Origin of the sequence: Enterococcus caccae ATCC BAA-1240 (assembly GCF_000407145.1) — a bacterium.
GTDB lineage: Bacteria > Bacillota > Bacilli > Lactobacillales > Enterococcaceae > Enterococcus_L > Enterococcus_L caccae.
This window is the reverse complement of the sequence record NZ_KE136473.1, coordinates 184,599-206,934: the sequence shown is the minus strand read 5'-3', so window position 1 is coordinate 206,934 and position 22,336 is coordinate 184,599. Positions and strand designations below refer to the sequence as shown.

At 34.9% G+C, this 22,336-nt stretch carries 19 protein-coding genes and 1 pseudogene; 2 read left to right on the top strand and 18 right to left on the bottom strand.

The window, feature by feature from the left end:
* Positions 1–28: 28 nt before the first annotated feature.
* From I580_RS06495 to I580_RS06465, 7 genes are all read right to left on the bottom strand, one after another.
* Positions 29–892 carry a GRP family sugar transporter gene (locus I580_RS06495; RefSeq protein WP_010771159.1) on the bottom strand — a complete coding sequence of 288 codons (864 nt, stop codon included), beginning with the start codon at positions 890–892 and terminating at the stop codon, positions 29–31.
* A 384-nt stretch (positions 893–1,276) separates the two neighbouring features.
* Positions 1,277–2,302 carry a two-component system sensor histidine kinase SapS gene (gene sapS / locus I580_RS06490; RefSeq protein WP_010771158.1) on the bottom strand — a complete coding sequence of 342 codons (1,026 nt, stop codon included), beginning with the start codon at positions 2,300–2,302 and terminating at the stop codon, positions 1,277–1,279.
* Between the two features lie 14 nt (positions 2,303–2,316).
* Positions 2,317–2,991 (bottom strand): two-component system response regulator SapR, encoded by a 675-nt coding sequence (gene sapR / locus I580_RS06485; protein ID WP_010771157.1) that lies wholly within the window; start codon positions 2,989–2,991, stop codon positions 2,317–2,319.
* 147 nt (positions 2,992–3,138) lie between these two features.
* The gene (locus I580_RS06480) at positions 3,139–3,348 is read right to left on the bottom strand and encodes a hypothetical protein (RefSeq protein ID WP_010771156.1); all 210 of its coding nucleotides are present in this window, start codon (positions 3,346–3,348) and stop codon (positions 3,139–3,141) included.
* Between the two features lie 972 nt (positions 3,349–4,320).
* Entirely contained in the window at positions 4,321–4,821 is a 501-nt protein-coding gene (locus I580_RS06475; RefSeq protein WP_010771155.1) for a MepB family protein, read from the bottom strand.
* Positions 4,822–5,392: 571 nt separating this feature from the next.
* Positions 5,393–5,749 carry a DUF7006 family protein gene (locus I580_RS06470; RefSeq protein ID WP_010771154.1) on the bottom strand — a complete coding sequence of 119 codons (357 nt, stop codon included), beginning with the start codon at positions 5,747–5,749 and terminating at the stop codon, positions 5,393–5,395.
* A gap of 202 nt (positions 5,750–5,951) precedes the next feature.
* Positions 5,952–6,770, bottom strand: a complete 819-nt coding sequence (locus I580_RS06465) for a LysR family transcriptional regulator (protein WP_010771153.1) — start codon at positions 6,768–6,770, stop codon at positions 5,952–5,954.
* Between the two features lie 110 nt (positions 6,771–6,880).
* Between I580_RS06465 and I580_RS06460 the strand changes: the two genes are divergently transcribed.
* A complete protein-coding gene (locus tag I580_RS06460; protein ID WP_010771152.1) occupies positions 6,881–7,927 on the top strand; it encodes a YeiH family protein in 1,047 nt (348 codons plus the stop codon).
* Between the two features lie 135 nt (positions 7,928–8,062).
* Here I580_RS06460 and psiE read toward each other — a convergent pair whose 3' ends face one another.
* Positions 8,063–8,512, bottom strand: a complete 450-nt coding sequence (gene psiE / locus I580_RS06455; protein WP_010771151.1) for a phosphate-starvation-inducible protein PsiE — start codon at positions 8,510–8,512, stop codon at positions 8,063–8,065.
* Between the two features lie 367 nt (positions 8,513–8,879).
* Here psiE and celB point away from each other — a divergent pair, with 367 nt between their 5' ends.
* Positions 8,880–10,202, top strand: coding sequence for a PTS cellobiose transporter subunit IIC (gene celB, locus I580_RS06450; RefSeq protein WP_010771150.1), 1,323 nt, complete (start codon positions 8,880–8,882; stop codon positions 10,200–10,202).
* Positions 10,203–10,269: 67 nt separating this feature from the next.
* Here the strand turns inward: celB and I580_RS06445 are convergent.
* The 10 genes and pseudogenes from I580_RS06445 to rpmI all read right to left on the bottom strand — a co-directional run bounded on the left by I580_RS06445 (position 10,270) and on the right by rpmI (position 22,310).
* Positions 10,270–10,877, bottom strand: a pseudogene (locus tag I580_RS06445) (CPBP family intramembrane glutamic endopeptidase).
* Between the two features lie 175 nt (positions 10,878–11,052).
* On the bottom strand, positions 11,053–12,063 hold the full coding sequence (locus tag I580_RS06440; protein ID WP_010771148.1) for a glycosyltransferase family 2 protein: 1,011 nt from the start codon (positions 12,061–12,063) through the stop codon (positions 11,053–11,055).
* 2 nt (positions 12,064–12,065) lie between these two features.
* Positions 12,066–12,575 carry a GtrA family protein gene (locus I580_RS06435; protein ID WP_010771147.1) on the bottom strand — a complete coding sequence of 170 codons (510 nt, stop codon included), beginning with the start codon at positions 12,573–12,575 and terminating at the stop codon, positions 12,066–12,068.
* Positions 12,559–15,012: a glycoside hydrolase family 3 C-terminal domain-containing protein gene (locus tag I580_RS06430; RefSeq protein ID WP_010771146.1), complete on the bottom strand. Its 2,454-nt coding sequence runs from the start codon at positions 15,010–15,012 to the stop codon at positions 12,559–12,561. The genes I580_RS06435 and I580_RS06430 overlap by 17 nt, the downstream gene beginning before the upstream one ends.
* A 123-nt stretch (positions 15,013–15,135) precedes the next feature.
* Positions 15,136–16,452 (bottom strand): ATP-binding protein, encoded by a 1,317-nt coding sequence (locus I580_RS06425; protein WP_010771145.1) that lies wholly within the window; start codon positions 16,450–16,452, stop codon positions 15,136–15,138.
* On the bottom strand, positions 16,449–17,156 hold the full coding sequence (locus I580_RS06420) for a LytR/AlgR family response regulator transcription factor (RefSeq protein WP_010771144.1): 708 nt from the start codon (positions 17,154–17,156) through the stop codon (positions 16,449–16,451). The genes I580_RS06425 and I580_RS06420 overlap by 4 nt, the downstream gene beginning before the upstream one ends.
* A 41-nt stretch (positions 17,157–17,197) precedes the next feature.
* Complete coding sequence (gene glf / locus I580_RS06415; protein WP_010771143.1) at positions 17,198–18,301, bottom strand: UDP-galactopyranose mutase; 1,104 nt, start codon at positions 18,299–18,301, stop codon at positions 17,198–17,200.
* A gap of 180 nt (positions 18,302–18,481) precedes the next feature.
* Positions 18,482–21,412: a glycoside hydrolase family 3 C-terminal domain-containing protein gene (locus I580_RS06410; protein ID WP_010771142.1), complete on the bottom strand. Its 2,931-nt coding sequence runs from the start codon at positions 21,410–21,412 to the stop codon at positions 18,482–18,484.
* Positions 21,413–21,652: 240 nt separating this feature from the next.
* Positions 21,653–22,012, bottom strand: a complete 360-nt coding sequence (gene rplT, locus I580_RS06405) for a 50S ribosomal protein L20 (protein ID WP_010771141.1) — start codon at positions 22,010–22,012, stop codon at positions 21,653–21,655.
* Positions 22,013–22,109: 97 nt separating this feature from the next.
* Positions 22,110–22,310 carry a 50S ribosomal protein L35 gene (gene rpmI, locus I580_RS06400; protein ID WP_010771140.1) on the bottom strand — a complete coding sequence of 67 codons (201 nt, stop codon included), beginning with the start codon at positions 22,308–22,310 and terminating at the stop codon, positions 22,110–22,112.
* Positions 22,311–22,336 lie beyond the last annotated feature (26 nt).

Here is a 22,336-nt window from a genome sequence, read left to right as displayed (position 1 = left end):
CTCATAAAAATAAGCGTAAATATGACATTTACGCTTTCATATACCCTAAAAGAATACCACCTAAAATAACGAATAAGCAACCAATAATGACATATCTCATTTCTTTTTTAGACTTGCTTTCACCTAAAATATAAATTCCACCTAATGTGGAAATAATGATTCCCATTTGAGATAAAGAGAAACTAATTGCTAAACCAATTTGTCGCATCGTCAATAACATGCAGATATTTCCTAAGCCCCATAACAGACCACAACTCATATTCTGCCAAACATAGCGATCCAACTTAACCTTTTTAAACGCAAAAAAGCTAGCACCAATTAACATCCCAATACTTTGAGGTAAAATAATCCCCATCGGATCAAGTCCTGCTGCATTGATAATAATCGTATACGCGCCATAACCGATCGTTGAAAAAATCAATGCCCGCAACCCTTTATTAAAATCCAACATTGAATTCGTTGTTTTTACACCACTATCATCATCTTGCCTAGCTGTTAAATAAGCACCCAACACCAATAACCCAAGTGCAATAAACCCTAAAAGAAAATCTCGACTACCTTTCCATTCATGAAAAAAGACTGCTCCGGCAATCGTATTAACGATTAACTGCATCCCTGTTGACACAGGTAAACCAACCGAAACACCTAAATATTTCATCCCATGGAATTGCTGATTTTGCCCGACACTCCAGAATAAACCAGATAAAATCCCGATCACGACCATTTGTATAGTGATCGCAGGCTGAACAACGAAAAAGATGATTATTGAAAAGAACAACGCACCAATCGTCATACCAAGTGTCTGTTGATTGGCACTACCGCCAATTTTACCGCTGACAAGACCAATACTGCCCCAAGCAAACATCGGGATCAACGCTACTAATATCTCCATAATATGCTCCTATCAAAAGTGTGATGTATTAAGTCTAACAATAAAAGCGTTCTCTATACAACTATAAGATAGAAAAAAGTTTACTAAAATTTCTCTCATTATTTATAGTGTAGAAAATGAAAAATTTCCACATATACAAATGTACTCTATCTAGCAAAACTATTCACAAAGGCACTTACAGTCTCCGCTTTTACCCTATCTAATTCTAATCATAGGTATATAACTCTACAAAAGAGGAATATGCGCGAACATATCCCTCTTTTGTATACCATTTAAGATGCATGATTTATTGGTAAAAATAACCAGTTGATCTGCCAAGCTTAGGGGCAGTTCTCCTCTGTTTAATGCTGACAAAAAGCTACTCATTTCATAACATAGCTCTATTTATCTTCTCTCATTGAAATAACTTAAAAACGGAAACAACAATTTTACAGTTGTTCCCTCGCCTTCAACAGATTCCATCGTCAATTGATGCCCTAATTTATCTGCAAGACTTTTGGCTAAATATAATCCTAATCCCGTAGAATGCTGTTCACCAGTTCGACCATTTTCACCCGTAAACCCTTTATCAAAAATACGACGCTGATCTTCTTTAGGAATCCCAATCCCAGTATCCTTCAAAGATAACCAAGCTCCTTCTTTGGTTCTGGAAATGATAACCGTGATCTTGCCACCAGAAGGAGTATACTTGATGGCGTTACTGACTAATTGTTTAAAAATAAAGGCAACCCATTTCGCATCTGTCAGCACCATTTGATCGTCACCTTCAATGGAGAATTGCAAATTCTTTTGAATAAAATAATTCCCTTGTGTCCGAATCACCGATTGAACGATTTCTTTCAGCGAATATTCCTGAATCAAATAATCTCTGGAAAAACTATCCAACCTTGCATAATAAAGAACTTGCTCCACATATTCATCGATTTTGCTTAGCTCATTTTCAACCAAATAATATTTTTTTTCTGGAATATCATCTTCGATCGATTGTAAAATCAAATTAACAGCCGCTAGCGGTACTTTGATTTCATGAACCCAAGAATCGATATAGTCTTTTTGATCCTGTTGATTGTTGATCGCTTGTTGCATGACTTGCTGGTGTTCCACTACTAAACTATTGATATAGTCCTGAGCTAGTTTTTCTTCTGATTTTGATGCCTCACCTAAATAATGTTGTAAAGACGGCGGATGTTCCGAAATATCTAAAGAACGCCACCAGCGCTTTTTCAATGAATAATCGATTGTTAAAAATAAAAGCAAAAACAACCCTTGTAATAAGACCAAATACCAAATAATCGATGGATTCACCACCATATCTGGAGAAAGCCACAAAATAAAACACGTCACACCAATAAAAAATAGCCAACCGACCAATAACAACCAATGATCTTTTAAATACTTGCCAATCGTCATTCTCCGCTCCTATTCTATGGGACGATGTATCCTTGTCCCACTTTAGTCTCGATATACCCTTCAAGACCAGCTTGTTCAATTTTTTTTCTTAAACGATTGATATTGACAGTTAACGTATTGTCATCCACAAAGCGTTCATCTTCCCATAAAGCCCGCAATAATTTTTCTCGTGTTAAAATCTTGCCATGTTTCTTAATCAAAATATAGAGTAGTCGATATTCATTTTTACTTAAATCAATCACTTCCCCATTGATTTCCATACTACCATTATCTACATTCAAAGTAATGCCATTGTGTGACATGATTTCACTGCCAACTTCTGAGTAATTATATGAACGACGCAGCAAAGCATTAATTTTTGCGATCAACACATCGATTTGAAATGGTTTTGTGACAAAATCATCGGCTCCCATGTTCATCGCCATGATCATATCCATGTTTGTATTTCGGCTAGAAATAAAAATAATCGGAATTTTGGAAATTTCTCGTAATTTCTGACACCAATAATAACCATCGAATACCGGAAGATTGATATCCAACAATACCAATTGCGGGTCTTCTCTTTGAAAATCTTCTAAAACATTATTAAAATCTGTTGTTCCAAATGTATCAAATTGCCATTTCTGCAACTCCTCGCTGATTAATTCACGAATCGTTGTCTCGTCTTCTATGATCATGATCTTTGCCATTTCCTGACCTCCTGTTATTTCTTCTATTGTACCTTATCAGAAATCACTCGTCATTCATATAGGACTTTTAGCCGAATTTTTAACAAAATAGTGACTGAGACATGACTCTAAAAGCCATATCCCAGCCACACTTTTTCCTCTCTAAACTCACTCCAAAACCGCAACTCCACTATCAGATATCGCTTTACCAATAAACAAAAAAATTCCATCTAATAGTAAAATCGTCATATTCACACCAAAAAAGATTGATAATTTTTCAATTCCTTGGATTTTTTCTTTCGTCCTAAGAATTAGATATAAAATAAAGTTACTGCCGTATGTGAAAACCGTCAGTACTAAAACGAGTTCTATCAGCATTGTTTTGCTCCCCATAGCTTCATCTTATTTTTGTATACACTTACATTTTACGCTAATGCAGTCTTTTTTTAAAGAAAATAATATCCCTGATGCCAGAATAAGAGCAGATAACAAGCAGCGTTCTACATTTATTACTACTATTTTATCATTAGCCGCTAACTTTATTTTGATAAAATGAAACTAGTGATAGTGACAAAACCTAGCTAACGCAATCATCTCTTTTTATGCACTAAAAATAATTAACGCGTTTTATCGATATTTCTCTAATCCATTATTTTAGCTATATTTAGTTTATCTTTTGGCAGATATATTTTCCGTACATATTCACAACAATTTAACGATTCACGTAATTTTTTTCCAACCCTTTATTGACCCTAAAAGGGTTTTCCTATAAAATGGAAAGTAGATAGAAACGAATAGGATAAAAAAAAGCACTTCATGATTTAGCTACCAACTAAATCATGAAGCCCTGAATAGTCAGTGAACACCTGACCAATCAAGTTGCTTAAGCCAATATTTATACATTGACATCTTCCATTTTACTCAATTTTGGCAGAAATTTCTAGAGGTTTATACTAGTTTTTTCTGACTTGAAGATGTTTATGCTTATTTATTGAACTTACAATGGCGTTGGAAGTGTGTCCAACGCCATTTTTTTGTCTATTCGTTTCTATCTAGAGGAAACGTCTGCTTACTTTTTAAATCATAACATATAATCGTCAACCAACCATTGACTATCATAAAATGCTGATCCCAACCAGCTTTTACCCATTCTCCTGGATGATTTAAAGAGTAAGCAACGGTTCTAAAAAAATAATAGTCAGTTACTACTCCCAAGTATTTTTAAGAAAACACAACGATCAAAAACAACGTTACCTTTTTCAATACTTCCTTTATATGAAGATCATTGTCTGTATTTTCTTTATTAATGACTATTAAAGCAGGAAGTAAGCTTTATTGCTTATTTCCTGTTTATTTTTTTGATTGATTAAAATAAATATCTTCCAATCGCTTCAAATCCCACGTATTAGTTAAATCCACAAAGTACGGTTTTTGCCACTCTTGAGTAGCACTGGCAGTTTTATTCAACCCAGTCACCCACTCTGGATAAACACGCAAAGCCATTTTGCCTTTCGCTTCTCCATCAGTTAAAATATTTTTTTTTATTAGAATTTCTTTAGGAAAGATAAATTGTCCACTTTTTTCTTGATCGAGTACTGTGATCACCAAATTGTCTGGGGCACCTGTTGATTCATAAGGCTGATTTTTATTATTATCATCTTTCTCCCAGAAAACAACAAAATACCCTGATTTTTTTGGTGTTACTTTTGCTTTTCTACTCCTAAACGTTTGATTTCCTAGTGAGAACGTTACCCCTTCATAATCTATGTTTTGTTCTTCAACTTGAAGATTTTCTATGGGAGATGGGCTAATTTTAGCCACTATCTTTAGTAAATAGTCCAACGATTCCATATTTAAATTCCTTTCATTTCAACTATGTTTCATGCCCATACCTTATAAGAAATTCTATTATATCATAGTAAAAAAACAAATTAACGTAAAATCATTTTTCGATCTATTGCTTGTACCTTCACTATTCTTTGTCATATCACCTCCGCATACGCCATATAGAAAGCCCTTATGCTTATTCATTTACTAAAAAACTTACTCAACGATCGATTCCTATTGACTCTATTTCAGTTAAATTAGTGACCATGCTCTGTTTGTAACTCGTTTCCCTCTATAGTTCAAAACTATTTTCTTTCAAGTCTATATCTGCAATTCGAACATACTTTACTAATTCTGCCCCTCTTCTTTATAGAACAAGCAACTGTGCTCACTTCTCGGTTTCATCATCCATTCCTAATTTTTTTCCGAGTGACTTGCCTAATTAACCAGAGACGAACAAAAACTACTCTTTTATTTAAACAGACAAAAAAACACAACTAAACCTATTCGTTCGTCATGTTTTTCTAAATCAGCTTCAATTGTTTCGTTTAATTTAGTACTATTCATAAAATCCCTATAAAAACAGAGATATACACTACACAATTCTTTGAGAAATCGACCAAGTTTCATATTCAGGCATATCAAAAATGTACTTTTCCCTGTGTGTTTTCTTGTATTCTTGTTCAATCAATCGAATTGTATCAAGTGCTGTATCATTCTCAAGGGCATATCCATTAAAGATATAAAAAATAATCAATGTACATTTTTCATCGATAGCCATTAATTTTGGCAATGTTGCAGCTAACGTCTCAGCGCTTATTTTCTCAACCAATTGATTGGCTTCTTTTGCTAACTTATTATAGTACTCGATATATTCCTGATCAATTTTAATTGTTTGATCCACTGTTGCAACATATTCTTCTAACCGAATATTCCATAAAAATGTTTCCACAATGTTCCCCCTGACCTAGGCCTGCTATTAATAAGCTCTTATATGAGCTCTTATTAGTAAATGCTTACACAAAAATGTGCTAATTATTTTTTCTTATGAAAGAATCTCCTATTAAGATATCACAATGTACCCATTTTATTCCATTAAAATGCTATTTTATTTATATAAAAGGCTAATAGTATTATTTTTTTCTATTTTTGTGCTACTTTACTTGATAGTATTCATTGATATACAAATCAATTTCACTTAGCTGGCTAGATTCGATATGTTGTCTTTTGATAAAGTAAAAATTTCTCTGATATTCTTGCTCTAACGGTTTCCATTTGATTTTTTCTGTTAATGCTCGTTTAGAAATAATCGATTGACCAATTCCTTGTTCTAAACATTTAACGATCATTTCATTATTTTTGATGATCATTTTTTGAGGATCCAGATTTTGTGCTAAAAAGTAACGTTCAGTATAATGAAATACACCAGAATGTTCTTCTCGAACAAGCCACAGGTCTTTTGAAAAATCGCCTGCATGTACTAACTCATCTGATACAATTTTTTTTCGGATGATCGACTCAGTTATTAACGGTTTCTCGATAAAACCAAAATGTGCCTGATGCTTCTCTATTCTATCCAATACTTGTTCAGAATTATCCATGTCTAAAATAAATGAAACCTCTGGAAATTGCTGAACTAGCTGGTCAATCAATTCTGGTAGATAATAGACTGCAAACGTATTTGAAGCAACAATCCTGCATGTTTCTCTACTGTTGGTATGAACTTGTAACGCTTGTAAAACATCTTCCCAATCATCTGCTAAATTAAGTAAGTGATTGTACAAAATATCTGCTTGCTTGGTTGTAATGATTTCTTGTCGCCCATTTCGCATAAATAACTGAATAGTAAGTTCTTCTTCTAATTGTTTGATCTGATTCGAAACTGCTGGTTGTGAAATAAACAGGCGTTCTGCTGCTTTAGAAAAATTTTTTGTTTCATACACAATGCGAAATGTTTTCAGTAATTTAAACATAGACACCCTTTCCATTCGTTTTCATTATAGATATTATTTTAACTATTTATTTCTCAAATGCAAATAATTTCGTTATACTGAATTTGTAGATAGATAAACAAGGAAAGAAGATGAATGATTTAGTGAAAAATAATTATGTAAAAGGCGCTTATTTAACAAAAGCAATGGTCATTCTACCTGGACTGATCACGGCTTTTATCGTAGCCGTGATTAGTAAGGTCATTGCGATATGGCTACCGACTTTGGGCGCTGCAACGATTGCTATCTTGCTTGGTATTTTGCTAGGGAATACTTTTTTAAAAAATCCAATTTTGGAAAAAGGAACTAAAATAGCCGAAGGAAAGCTATTAGAATTTTCTGTCGTTCTCTTAGGCGCAACCGTTACTTTTCAGACTATTGCTCAAATTGGCATCAGAGGAGGCATTTTTGTTCTTTTCCAAATGGTATTAACGATCATTGCCTCTTATGTACTGGGTAAAAAGATGCAGTTTTCAGATAATATGTCCTTATTAATGGCTGGCGGAAATGCCGTTTGTGGCTCTTCAGCGATTGCATCGATTGCACCTGCGATTCATGCTAAAGAAGAAGAAAAAGGGCAAATTATTACACTAGTCAACTTGCTAGGCACCATTTTGATGCTGTTATTACCAATTATCGCATCCATTCTTTATGGGACTGACATCCTTACAAAAAGTGCCTTGATCGGCGGTATACTACAATCTGTAGGACAAGTCGTCGCTAGCGCCAGTATGATAAATGGAGAAGTAGTAGAGCTTGCCATGCTGTTTAAAATCATGCGGATCATGTTGCTCGTAGTCGTTGTTTACTTCTTTGGTCGATTTAAACAGCAAAGAGTGCCGGTTTCTACAACAGAAGAAACAATATCTAAGAAAAAGAGCTCTGCACTACCTTGGTATGTTGTGGGATTCGTGTTATTTTGTGTTATCAATAGTTTGATCCACTTGCCAGTTGGATTAAGTCAAACAGCTCATTTCTTTAGCGGTTGGTTTGAAATTACAGCTTTAGCTGCAATTGGTTTACGCTTAGACTTTCAAAAATTCTTTAAAGAAGGAAAACGTTTCTTGATCTATGGCTTATCTGTTGGTGTGATTCAAGTTGTTTTAGCTATTGTGTTGATTTTTTTACTGAGCATTTAAATAAAAAAAGGTTGCGAAACAAAAGTAACCTTCACTTTTGTTTCACAACCTAAATCTGAATAAACGGTGAAGCAGCATGCAACCTTTCTGATTGCTCAGGGGTGAATGCTGCTATTTCAGCCTATTTTTACTTAATTATTTTATTTCCTGCCTATCGTCTGCGCGAGATTTAAACCCAACGTAGGATTTATTCCCACTTAAATTAAGCACAAACAACACAATAACTAGTGATAAAATCGATACTGATAATAAGAGCGTCTGTACAGCATCACCATGTAAGACCATTAACTGCCTTAAAATAGCTGTAATACAAATCAGAATCAAGTACCTGATTGGAATATGATGACCTTCTTGAATATAACGAATCACCATCATAATAAACTCAAATAACATGAAAAATGCCACAACTTCTTGCATCACAATCGATAAATTTTTAGGCGTCATAGGTTTATTGATAAATGTACTGATATCAATCAATTGACGTATCATAAAAATTAGAATAAGCAGAGCAAGTACACCTAAAACAATATCTAACACCCAATTGACATACTTTTTCATAATACCAAATCTCTGGTCCTCTTTCATTTTCATCCTCCTTTCATTTCAAGAGCTGAACCAATTTGTTCAGAGTCTAGCTTGCAAAGCTAGATAACACAATACAGCTGTATCCGTCTATCTAAAAATATTCGCTACTCTTTCTTTATAAGAATAATATAGCATTTTTTTTATATGATGTAAAAATCTAAATCTGAGTAAACCCTCTCATAACTAACTATTTAACTCCTTTTTATTGAAAGAAACCTCTAGAGTCTGTTGATTTTAGTAAACCTATCTTATAAAATAGATTTATCAACCTTTCTTCAGGATAGAGCTCAGGAAAAACACTTTTCATCACGAAACAAATGTAAGGGTTTTCAATCTATTTATTTACACACAACAAAGGAGGAGTAACATGAATACTTTTTTAGAAAAATTACAAGCCAAGTTAGGACCAATCGCGTATAAACTAGATTCAAACCGTTATCTTTCTGCAATAAAAAATGGTTTTTTCGTTGCCATGCCTTTATTGATTATTGGTTCCATGTTCTTACTGGTTACACAATTACCGATACAGCCATATATTCAATTTATGGAGTCCATTTTAGGAAAAGATTGGATGGCATTATTTTTACAGGTCAATAATATGACAATGAATGCAATGACCTTATTCGTTATTTTAGGCATCGCTAGCGAGATGGCAAAATACTATTCTGTAGATCGCGGCTCTACTCAAGCCATTGCTCTGGTTGCTTTTCTAGTTTTAACACCAATCACAGCGACAGATGATGGTTCATTTTTACCTTTAGGAAACTTTGGTGCATCAGGTTTATTTGTTGGTATGATTACAGCAATCCTAGCTGCTGAAATTTTTCGTTGGGTAGTTCAGAAAGGCTGGACAATAAAGATGCCAGAATCTGTTCCTTCTAATGTTGCAAAATCTTTTTCGGCCTTGATTCCAGGATTTTTTGTGGTCATTGTTTTTAACTTGATTCGAATTGGGTTTACGTTTACTTCATATGAGACTGCTCAAAATTTTATTTTCGAAGTTTTACAAACGCCACTCTTAGCTCTGGGTAGTTCACTTCCGGCAACGTTGATTATTTTGTTATTTGAAGCATTATTATGGTCGTTTGGCATCCATGGTTCAAATATTGTTGGGGCTGTGATGCAACCGATCTGGATTGCCTTAACTGTAGAAAATGCACAGGCTTTTGCTGCAGGTGAAACGTTACCTAATATTGTAAATTATCAGTTTTATAGTAATTTCGTCAAACTAGGTGGTTCTAGTGCAACAATTGGTCTAGCAATTGCTTGTCTATTTTTCGCGAAATCCACTCAGTTTAAAACTCTTGGAAAATTATCTTTTGCTCCTGCTATTTTCAATATCAATGAACCCTTAGTTTTTGGGATTCCGATTGTTTTAAATCCTATCATGTTGATTCCATTTGTCATTACACCCCTTTTGATGTGTGTCATTGCTTATACAGCGATGGCAACAGGAATCGTTCCATTGGCTAACGGCGTCAATCTACCGTGGACTATGCCCCCTGTGATTGCTGGATTGATGGTAAGTGGCTGGCGAGGCGCTGTCTTACAAATCGTTCAAATCTTATTAAGCTTTGGGCTGTATTATCCGTTCTTTAAGATGGAAGATTTAAAAGCTTATAAGATTGAGCTTGATGGGAAGACGTCTTATGATGACGCATTGGAGTCAGAAAATACAGAGTATGTTTAAGGCAGTACAATCAAAAAAGCGAAAAATCAGGATCAGATTTTTCGCTTTTTTGACTATTTTTATTTCACTAAATCATTCCGAAAGCAATCACAATCGCCGCAAAAATGTTATTTAAAAAATGAATTGAGATGCTAATTTCTAAACGCTGTGTTTTATAACAAGCCAGCGATAGAATCAAGCCCATTAATCCATAAATCAAAAAACTAATAAGATTTGTTGGCCCATGAATCAAACCAAATACAATCGAACTAATTGCAATAGCAACTATTGGGAATTTTGCTAGCCAATAACCAATGATTCCACCTCTAAAAACGATTTCTTCCATGATTGGTGCTGAAATTCCAATCAATAATATGATTAACAGAGGACTTTCTCCTGTAAATATTGTTTGAATCGCAGCATCATTTGCAGTCGATTCTGCCCCTTGAGTATTTAATAAAAGTGTTCCCCCGATAGCAATTACTCTTGCTAGAATAAATCCACCTAAAATAATCCCAACATTTTTCTTGGTAAAAAAATCAACAATTAGGTTTAAAAAACCTAATTTTTTCCTAAAAATATCAATAACCAAATGTTTCCAATCACCAACAGGATCAATAGAATTGATGTAAATAACGATAATTGCGCATGCCCCATTCCTAACGAAGGCGCTTTAGCAAAACCAAACACCATCATACCAAACTATTATAAAGTAGTAACATAGGTGAACAACAAGATGGAACGAGCTTAATACACTTAATTTGATATTCTCAATGTTTAAATGGATTTTAGTTGCTCATTGCTAGAAAAATAAAAAGAGCTTCGTGTAGTTCTGTTTCATCGAGCATTAGGCTTACTTGATGGCTCTATCTTAATTAAATCCATAAATTCTTTGACACATTTTATAAATTCGTAAAACAAAGTAGCGAATACCAAATCCTTTCCTCGAAAGCAATGCTCCTAAAAATCGTTTTCTTAACTGAGCATATAGATTAGGATCAACCATTTCAATATAATGCCATAACATTTCTTTTTTCCAAAGGTCTTCTTGGGTGTTACTCTTCAATGCCAGAACGGAGGATACAGTAGTGACGATTTCTAAAAATTGAAACAGATACTGCCTACACGATTCATCATCAACTGAATTAGAAGTATACAAATCAATCATTTTTTTATTAACAAAAAGTTGCTGATCGATTTGCTCAATCATTTTACTTTCGTTTACTGATTGATTTTCTCTACCAATAAAGTAGCGGTAAAAATCAACATTTAAATAATAGATTTTCCGAACATACTGCATCGGTTCAAAAACAAATAAATTATCTACATAAAACGTGTGTCTAGGCAAACGAAGATTGATTCGTTTTAATAATTTTGTGTCAAATATAATCGAATGCATCAATAAATAATTTCCTTGGCGGAATCTCGTTTCACTCCAACCAAATAGTTTATTTTCTGGAATAGCTCGTGTGTAAGTTACACGCTTTTTATGGAATGCTCCGACTTTCTCATAAACATAGTTCGTTATCAACATATCAACTTTTTGATCGTTTGTTAGTTGTTTTAATTGCTGGATAACACGTTGATATGCCGTTTCATCGACCCAATCATCACTATCTACCACTTTAAAATAGCACCCTGTAGCCACTTGTAATCCCGTTGTTACAGCATCTCCATGTCCGCCATTTTTTTGATGGATAACTTTGACTGTATCTGGATAGTTTTTTTTATATTGATCGGCAATGTTTCCTGTGCTATCCGTCGATCCATCATTTACAATAATAATTTCGACATCGGCTTTTTCACTTAATAAAGAGTCAATAGCACGATGAAGATAATCTTCTGAATTATAAGCTGGAACAACTACACTTAGTATTTTCATGATCAGTCCTTCTTCATTATCACAAATTTCATCATCGGGTAATTAATCACCACTTGGATGATGATATTTACCAAATTAGCAATGGTTGGTGCAAAATTTCCTGTCATTGGTTTTATCAACCCAATCACATGAGGTGGTAGCCAGATAGAAATAATTCCAGCTACAACTACCGTCAAAATATACCACGGTAAAGCATCTCCTATTTTATTCGTTGAACCAAAAACAACTTTTCTTTGTACCACAAAGTTTACGATCTGAGCGCAAATATACGCAATTAAAAAACTGACAAACCCAACTCGTCCGCCTTCAGAAGTTGGATAATCAAAAATAAACCATTGAAAAGCTGTGTTTTCAATAAACATCGGCAAAAGTCCTGAACTTGCCCATAATACAAGAAAATTCGTGATCGTTGCTACATTGCTCATCACATTAAATAAGAGGAACTCATAAATTTCAGGGTGTTTTCCTCTCCAGCTTTTAAATGCTTCAACTACTTTATTTTCTTTTTCCACCTTCTAAATTCCTTTCAAGCTTGCTTAAATCTTGTCTTTTCTTCACTTTGTTATTTAGAAAAAAGTCTTTCAACAATCTATTCGTTCCTTTAAAAAAATGACCATTTACAATCAACAAAATTGCTTTTACCATGGATTGACTGATATTGCCTCCAGTCATTTTAGCCATCGCACGAAAAGGCATATTGTAATTGAATAAGATATTTAAATTCGGTTCTCCTTTTTCAACGCTTTTGTCTTTGATTCTAGTCAAAACTCTATAGATTCCTCTTGCTAACCTACTTTTGGCATAGAACATTTGACTAAGTGTGTCATTCATTCCTAAGTCTTTTTCCCGATTCCACATACTTCCTGTAATTTCATGTTGGTAAAGAATTTCAAAATCAGCTTTAGACAAACGATTCACTTCACCGCTGAAATATGGTGCTAATTTCGCTTTGTCGTAAAATGGTTGCAGCGTCACGCCTTGTCGCATAATCGTTGTTTCAAATGTTATATCCTGACTACTCGTCCCAACAGAAATCAAATATTCCCCAGCTTCAATTTCCCATTGATTTGATTCTGGGTTAAAGCATCGAAATGTATACGCATCAAACGGTATAGTGACTGTAGCTCTTTCGCCCTTTTTCAAAAATATTTTTTTAAACCCTTTTAACTCTTTCGTTGGTCGAAAAATCGCCGAATCTTTTTTTCCTATATAAAGTTGCAGCACTTCGGCTCCGTCCAATTTGCCATTATTTTCTACTGAACATGAAATACCTTGCTCTGTTACAACAAAATCCGTACAAGAAAAGTTCGTGTAGCTTAGACCAAATCCAAAGGGAAATAACACTGATTTTTTCACCTTGTCATAGTAACGATAGCCAACAAAAATAGATTCTCTATACTCAGCATCGTATTCTTTTCCTGGATAGTAATATGCAGCTGGTGTATCTGAATAACTGATTGGATAGGATTCGTTTAGTTTGCCCGATGGATTTACTTTGCCAGTCAAAACATCCAGTGCTCCATGTGCGCCTGCTTGTCCTCCTAAATAACAATGAATCACTGCATCCACTTTTTCTAGCCAAGGCATTTCAATAGCTGAACCACCAGACAATACCACAACGAGCTTTTTATTTAACTTTGCTAGTTCATGCAATAAGACTTCTTGATTTTTTGGAAGCTTCATATGTTCCCGATCCAATCCTTCTACTTCACTAATCTCAGTCAAACCCATGAAAAGTAAAATTACATCAGATTTCATTGCTACAGCCGTTGCCTCCATCACTAATCCGTTATCCATTTTATTTTTACGATCGTAGCCTTGCGCAAAACCAGCAATTTCAAGATCATATTCTTGCACAGCATTTACTATCGTATCGACTTTTGTTGGATTCACTAAAGAAGAGCCTGCTCCTTGATATCTTGAAACTTTTGCAAAGTCACCAATAATCGCAACTTTTTCCAGCTCTTTTAATGGCAATGTTTCATGATTATTTTTAAGCAACACAATACTTTGCGCCGCGGCTTTTTGAGCAAATGCATTACGTTGTTCTGATGTTGTTTTCACGTGTTGGGTTTGTTTTTGCTCATGAATATCTAAGGTTACTGATAATAACTCATCTATGCGCTCGTCAAGAATAGTTTCAGCAAGAATACCGGATTCAACCGCTTCGACAATTTCTAAAGCACCCGCATTTCCAGTTCCCGGCATTTCCAAATGGCTACCATTTTTTACCCCTTCCACATGATCATTACTTCCGCCCCAATCGGAAACCACAAACCCATCAAATCCCCATTCGTCTTTTAAGATTTCTCGAAGTAAATAGTGATGTTCATTAGCATAGATGCCATTGATTCGATTATAGGCTGTCATGATACTTTTTGGTTTTGCTTCTTTTACAGCTATTTCAAATCCAGTCAAATAAATTTCTCTTAAAGCCCTTTCATCTACAACTGAATTATTTGCCATCCGTCTTAACTCTTGGCTATTGGCAGCAAAGTGTTTAGGACAAGCTGCTACACCATTGGCCTGTATTCCTTTAATATAGGCGGCAGCCATTTTGCCAGATAGATAAGGATCTTCACTAAAATATTCAAAGTTACGCCCACATAATGGACTGCGCTTCGTGTTTAATCCTGGGCCTAAAATAACGTCGATTTCTTGTTCCAATGCTTCATCACCGAGATATTTACCAAGAGTTTCAGCTAACTCTAGATCCCAACTATTGGCAATTGTTGCCGCAGTTGGATAACAAGTTGAGGGAATGCTAGCATTTAACCCCAGATGATCGCCAGAACCGTTTTGTTTCCTTAATCCCGTAGGTCCATCTGAAAGAAAAAGAGCTGGGATATCCAAAGCAGGAAGTGCTACTGTCTGCCAAATGGATGCACCAGACATCAATCTAGCTTTCTCCGTTAAGGTCATTTTATCGATTCGTTCACTGTTTTTCATAGGTTCTCCTTTCAGAAAAGGTGTTCACTTTCCTTTTTCCCCATTCTAGCATGGATCACAAAAGACAAAATAGATTCCTCACAGATTGTTTTGATTCATACGTAATTTGTCATCTCAGTTTTTTTAGAAAGCGATTCTTTTATTAGGGAATAAAATCTTTAAAATGAACCAATTTTCTTTTGCGGAAATGGTCATTGTACCGTCATAGACTGCAACAGTTTGGGAAATACTTTTTAGACCGTAGCCATGTCTTAATTTGTCTCTTTTCGTGGTTTCTGGTAAGCCATCTGCGATATCGATTTGATTGACAGAATAGTTATTCAACTTAATGATCACAAATCCATTTTTTTCATCTACTCGTAAATGAATCAGACGCTGTTCTTTATTGGGCAATTCCTGAACCGACTCGATCGCATTATCTAGTGCATTACCGAATAAACTACAGATGTCCATGACATTCATAAACGACAATAATTGCCCATCTACAAAACATGACAACTTAATCCCATGCTCTAAACAATACTGATTTTTTCTCGTCAAAATGGTATCTAAAACTGGATGTCCGGTCTCCACTGGCGACTCAAAATCAATAATTTCTTTTTCCATTTCTTCTAAATAGTGCTCTCGTCTAATTGGATCATCTTCTGCTCGAATCACATCTATTTGATGTTTTAAATCATGACACATCCGATTCACAATATCGCTATTTTCTTTATAGGCAATATATTGTTGATACTGTGTCTGGAATACGTTGTTGATCGACAACAATTCTTTTTTTAAATAGTCCTCGTTTCGCTGCGTTTCTTGAAGATATAATAAACAAATACCAGAAAGATTGACAAACGAACGGACAGAAAAAATACCTACTGCATTTCCAAAAAAAACACGAGTATCAGATAACCAGTACCCACTATTACTTAGAATAAAGATGATTAATGCGGTCAAAATAGCCATTAACGTTTCTTTATTGCTAATTTTTATTGGTACCTCGTGTTGATTCATTCGACGTTCCACAATCAAGAACACAAAAAAGAGAATGATTAGTCCTCCGATCATATAAGGAAATGAACTGTCTTTCTCTACCTCTCGTCCCATCGAAAATTGATAGAACAACTGCCAACAAATCGCTGCTGAGAACTCTGCAAGTATAAATGCTTTACAACATAAAAAAATTGTTGTCTTAAAATGTTGTCTCGTAAAGTACTTTAAAGAAACATACATCCATAGAACATTGATGATCATTCCAGGAATCCAGAAGATGATTGGTAGCATACCTGCCCCTAATTGAAAAAAAATCTGAACAGCTAATGTGCCAAACAATGTCAATACTTTAGGTAACGTCCACTTTCCTCTAAAAAAAGGTACTATAATGATCATACAGGCAAGCCATTCAGACAACGCAGTATACATTCTTGGAATACCGGGAATATTTTCAATCATAATAAATCATCTCCAATATAATCAGTTAACGCTTCCATAAATAGTTTCTTTCTAGGTCGACTGATCGGTAATAAGTGACCGCCCACGTCTACAGTATTTTTATCCACACTCCGTACATATTTTAAATTAACAATATAACCATTGTTACAGCGAAAGAATCCTTTGTCTGATAGACGCTTTTCCATATTTTTCATTGTGTCTAAAACAGTAAAAATATCTGCTTTTAAATTTAAATATAGATAATGACCTTGGCTTTCTACAAATAAAATTTGATCTACATCTATGCGTTTGATTTCACTGTTGGTTTTTACCGAGATAAATACTTCTTTTTTTCTCTCAAATTGATGGATCACTTTTTTAAAATGTTCTTCGAAATTAAAGTACGTCAATGGTTTTAATAAAAAGTCTGATGCATTTACTGAATACCCGCGAATGGCATACTGGACATAATTTGTCACAAAAACAATCATGACATTTTCATCATGTTTCCTCAGTTTTTCAGCAGCAGCCATACCATTCATCATTTCCATTTCAATATCTAAATACACAATATCAAAAAGCTTGTTATAATGATCGATCAACTCCATTCCATCAGTGTATTCATCGATATTGACTAGTAAATTCTTTTCTTCACTATATTGGAGAATAAACTCTTTTAACCTTTTTCGATCTTGTTGATTATCTTCACAAATAGCTATTTTCATCTTTTCCCCCAAGTATGTGTTTAAACTTTTGCTCCTCGTACCTATGCCAATTCTCTCTTCACTAAGAGTAAAGCCTGCTCGATCGTATCGTCCATATCAAGATAGCGGTACATGCCTAATCTTCCACCAAAAACAATTGCGGTTTCAGCTTGTGCTAAACGTTTATATTTTTTATATAAGAGCGAATTTACAGGATTATTGACTGGATAATACGGTTCCAAACCTTTTTCAAACGCAACAGGATATTCTTTTGTAATCACTGTTTTGTTCTGTTTACCAAAGTCAAAATGTTTGTGCTCAATCACTCTAGTAAAGGGAATTTCTTTATCGATATAGTTCACGACAGCGATCCCTTGCACATTTGCCTGATCTATTACTTCATGTTTAAACACTAATGAGCGGTAGTCTAAATGACCAAAGCAATAATCGTAATATTCGTCAATCATTCCAGTATAAATCACTTTATCTGAGAGCGCCGCCCATTTTTGTTTGTTCGCTAAAAAATCTTCATTTAAATGAACTACTATATTTGGATGGCTGAGCATTTGTTCAATTATCCTAGTGTAGCCATCTACAGGGATCCCCTGGTACTTATCATTAAAATAATTATTGTTATAGACAAAGCGAACTGGCAATCTGTTGATAATAAACGGAGGCAAATTCTTACAACTTTCTCCCCATTGTTTTTCTGTATATTCTTTGATCAATGTTTCATACACATCATATCCAACTAAGGAAATTGCTTGCTCTTCTAAATTACTCGGCTTTCTCCCCTGCAAGACTTGCCTTTGTTCATCGATTTTTTTCTTAGCTTCTTTTGGTGTCGTTATTCCCCAAATCTGAGAAAAGGTATTCATATTAAAGGGTAGATTATACATTTTTCCTTTACTATTGGCCATCGGCTCATTAATAAACTGATTGAAGGTTGCAAACTGGTTGATATAATGCCAGATTTCTTCCTTTGAAGTATGAAAAATGTGTGCACCATATTGGTGAACTTGTATTCCTTCAATTTCTTTTGTATAGATATTTCCAGCTACATGACTTCTTTTTTCTAAAACTGTCACGTTATGTCCTCTTGTTGCTGCTTCATAGGCAAAAACAGAACCGAATAGTCCTGAGCCTACAACTAAGTAATGTGTCAATTCAATCCACCTTTCATGCTATACAAGTTTAAATAGTAAAGGATATAATCTTTTATATCAAGCGCATTATTCCCTTAAAAAGTGACTTTTACGACTCTTTCTATTTATTCACTTATTTGACTAAATAGAAACCAAGAAACCCTTTTAAAGTGATTTCTTAGTTTCTATTAAAAGAACTTATTATTTATGGTTTTTTCTTCTTAAAAAATTAAATTTTCTTGCTGGCTTTTTTCTATGCGTTGTTTTTGTAAAACAAAAAACCAAGAAAGTGAATACCGTGATATTAATGCTCACAAGTAAGTAAATCCAGTTTGGAACATTGGTTTCAGCAACTTCATAAGCATGGCTATTCACCACTGTATAAAGAATGTTATGGCTCGCTTTCCGCATATTTTGTTGCCCCCAATCTGTTCCTGTTGTCACTTTGTTTAATTTCGTCGGTAACAAGTACAGCACCAAATCATTTCCTGCGCTTAGGCCTTGGTCCACATTCATATATTGTGGTTTGTAAAAATCAGAAATAACCGTTCCCTTAAAGCCCCATTCATCTCTCAAAACGTTTTGTAACAGAGCATCACTTTCACCAACCCATTTAGGTCCAATTCGGTTATAAGAAGACATAATACCTGTGATTCCTGAATCTTTCACGGCAATTTCAAATGGTTTTAAAAACACTTCTCTCATCGCCTGTTCTGTCGACCAAGTCGCAGCCCCTGTTGGGAATTCATATCTTCTGGTTTCTTGATCATACATCGCAAAATGTTTCATAAAGACATAACTACCTTGATTCATCGCTCCTTTTGACAAGCTAGAGCCTATTTTTCCAGATAATAATGCATCTTCTGAGTAATACTCAAAATTTCGCCCGCCAAACGGAGAACGATGGATATTTACACCAGGTAAATATAAACCGGTAATATTGGAAGCTTTTGCTTCCTTGCCAAGACTTTCACCCATTTCCTCTACTAATTTTGTATTCCAAGTAGAAGCCACAACTACTTCACTAGTATATTGATTACCATGCGCTTGACTTACTAAATGATTGATTCCGGCAGGTCCATCTGCGTCGATCGTAGCTGGTTTTTTCACCGAATTAATAGCTGGTGTTTGGAAACCGCCATACGTGATTAGGTTCTCCATATCTTTTACAGATAATTGTTCTAGTAACTGATCCCATTTTGGATCATTATAATCAACACCTTTTAAATCGTATAGTTCTAACCCGTATTTTTTAAATTTGATTGGATCCGCTTTTCCTTCTTTTACGCTTTGATCTTTCAACGCTTTTAATAATTCTTTAGAAGCCGTTTTTGGTTTTGCCATTTCTTTAGGCATCGTGCCTTCCCAATCCCAACGCGATACATATTGGACATCACCTTTGGCATCCTCAAATTGATTCGTTGCGGAACGTTGATCGCTTTCACGCTTGTTTTCTTTATTAAAGATAACATCTTTTGCTACTTCATAATTTTTTGAATCAATAATATCATGCGCATTGTTCATTAAATTAATGTTGTACGTTCCTTTTTCAAGAACATAAGCTTTATGCTGTGTTTCATCATAGCTAGCCATATCTTCTACATCAAAAGAAAGGTTGACTTCTTCTGTCTCATTTGGGGCTAATTCCTTCGTTTTGGCAAATCCAGATAATACAACATGGGATTTTTCAAGTCCACCAATCGTGTAAGGCGGCGTGTAATATAATTGTACGACATCTTTTCCTGAATGTTTCCCTGTATTGGTCACCTTGACCGACATGTTGATTTCCTTACCATCTACTTTAAAATCTGAGATTTCCTGTTTGAAATCTGTATAGGATAAACCATAGCCAAATGGATATTGGACTGCTTTTTCATAAGCTGCTTCGTCCATTTTTCCAGTCTCATTGTTGATGTAACGTGTTTCATAATAACGATAGCCTACATAGATAGATTCGGCATAGTCTACATATTTATAATGCCAAGTATTTTTTTCGTAATCAAATTCTGAATTAGAATATGGAAATTCTCCAATGTTATTAAAAGAAGGTGCGCTTGTTTCATCATACGCATATGTGTCGACTAATCGGCCAGATGGATTGATCTCTCCAGATAGAATTTCGCCTACTGCATTAAACCCAGTTGAACCAGGACCGCCGATCCAAAGGGCAGCGTCAACTTTTTCATCTTCTAAAAAGCCAAGTTCCATCGGGAATGATGAGTTTAGAATCACGACAACTTTATCAAAATTTTCTTTCGCTAAATCAAGGGTAGCTGATTCATCCTCTGAAAGTTCTAGATAATGTTTCCCTTTTGTTCCGCCCGTGTAATCTTTCATTTCATTTGTAATATCAGCACCTTCACCGCTATTTCTAGAAAAAACGACTAAGGCTGTATCGCTAAATTCTTTTGCTGATGTCATTAATGATTCACTGTATTCACTCACTTTTGGCTCATGAATATTGAAATCACCACCGACTAATTTATGAATATTGATTTTTTCTCTAGGAACATATCGCTCATCGTAGAATTTTGTTAGTTGATCGTTTACTTTGAAGCCAGCATTTTCTAGTCCTTTTTGTAGATCGATATTGTTATCTTCTTTACCGCCGCCAGAACCAGTTCCGCCATAAACAACATTTCTAGATGCATAGCCAAATATGTTTATATTTTTTCCTTGTAAGGGTAATACTTCGTTTTTGTTTTCTAAAAGAACAGAGCCTTCTCCTGCCACTTTTTCAGTTAAAGCCATGGCTTGTTCTTTCGTTTTCTTTACTTCCGATTGATTGATTTGTGAAGCGGAAAAATAAGTATTGATAATCATTGCATATTGATTCACTGCTACATTGAAAATAACTAGCACAACTAACAATAAACAGGATAGAGCATACAAAATCTTCCTTGTTTTGCGAATTTTGACAATTCTATAGATAGAATAGGCGACTAAAGAGATTGCCAATACGAGAATGATTTTCGTTATCCAGCCAACTAAAAATTGGACATTGATCCCAAATGACGGATTACTTCCACTCGCTTTGCCATGATTAAATAAATAAAGATAAATAAAGGCGACAATCGCAAGCCATCCTCCCAGTATTGCCCATTTCTTTTTAGTCATTTTTAGCTTTTTCACATCTTTTCCTCCTTGCTCTTTAGAGAGTATTGATTTATCGTCAATTAATTCTCTAATTACAACAAGATTATATCCAGCAAGGCTCTTATTGAAAACGTTTCCTGCGCAAACTGTATGATTTCATTCATAACTTGTTCGCACTGTTAGAAGTTAAAGGAAGGCTTCTAATAAATCTAGCGAGACAAAAAAACCTTACTCAAATGAGTAAGGTTAGACATTGTTATAGCAATGTTTTTAAAATTATTTGCTTAAAGCACCTTTAGCTTGGTCAGCCAATGCAGTAAATGCTGCTGCATCGTTAACAGCTAATTCAGCTAACATTTTGCGGTTGATATCAATCTCTGCCAATTTCAAACCGTGCATTAATTTAGAATAGCTCAAGCCATTCATACGAGCTGCTGCGTTGATACGCGCAATCCATAATTTACGGAAATCACGTTTCTTTTGACGACGATCTCTGTATGCATAACTATAAGATTTCATTACTTGTTCTTTTGCTGTTCTAAATAAAGTATGTTTTGATCCGTAATAGCCTTTCGCTAACTTAAGGATCTTTTTACGACGTTTACGGCTTACTACGCCACCTTTAACACGTGCCATGGTTAATTCCTCCTAAATATCTGTTGTCTCTATGAGTTATTTTAATTGCTAAGTTGTAACAAGAATCTTTTCAGCTCTCTCAAATCAAGCAAGCTTTTTACTTCATTCTTGCTAATTGTTGACGAATACGTTTGAAATCGCCTGCTGATACCATTCCTGCTTTACGCAATTGACGGCGTTGTTTCTTTGTTTTACCGTGGAAACGGTGACTTGTAAACGCACGGAATCTTTTTAACCCGCCGTTACCAGTACGTTTGAAACGTTTTGCTGATCCGCGGTGTGTTTTTTGTTTTGGCATGACTAATTTTCCTCCTACATTTTCAT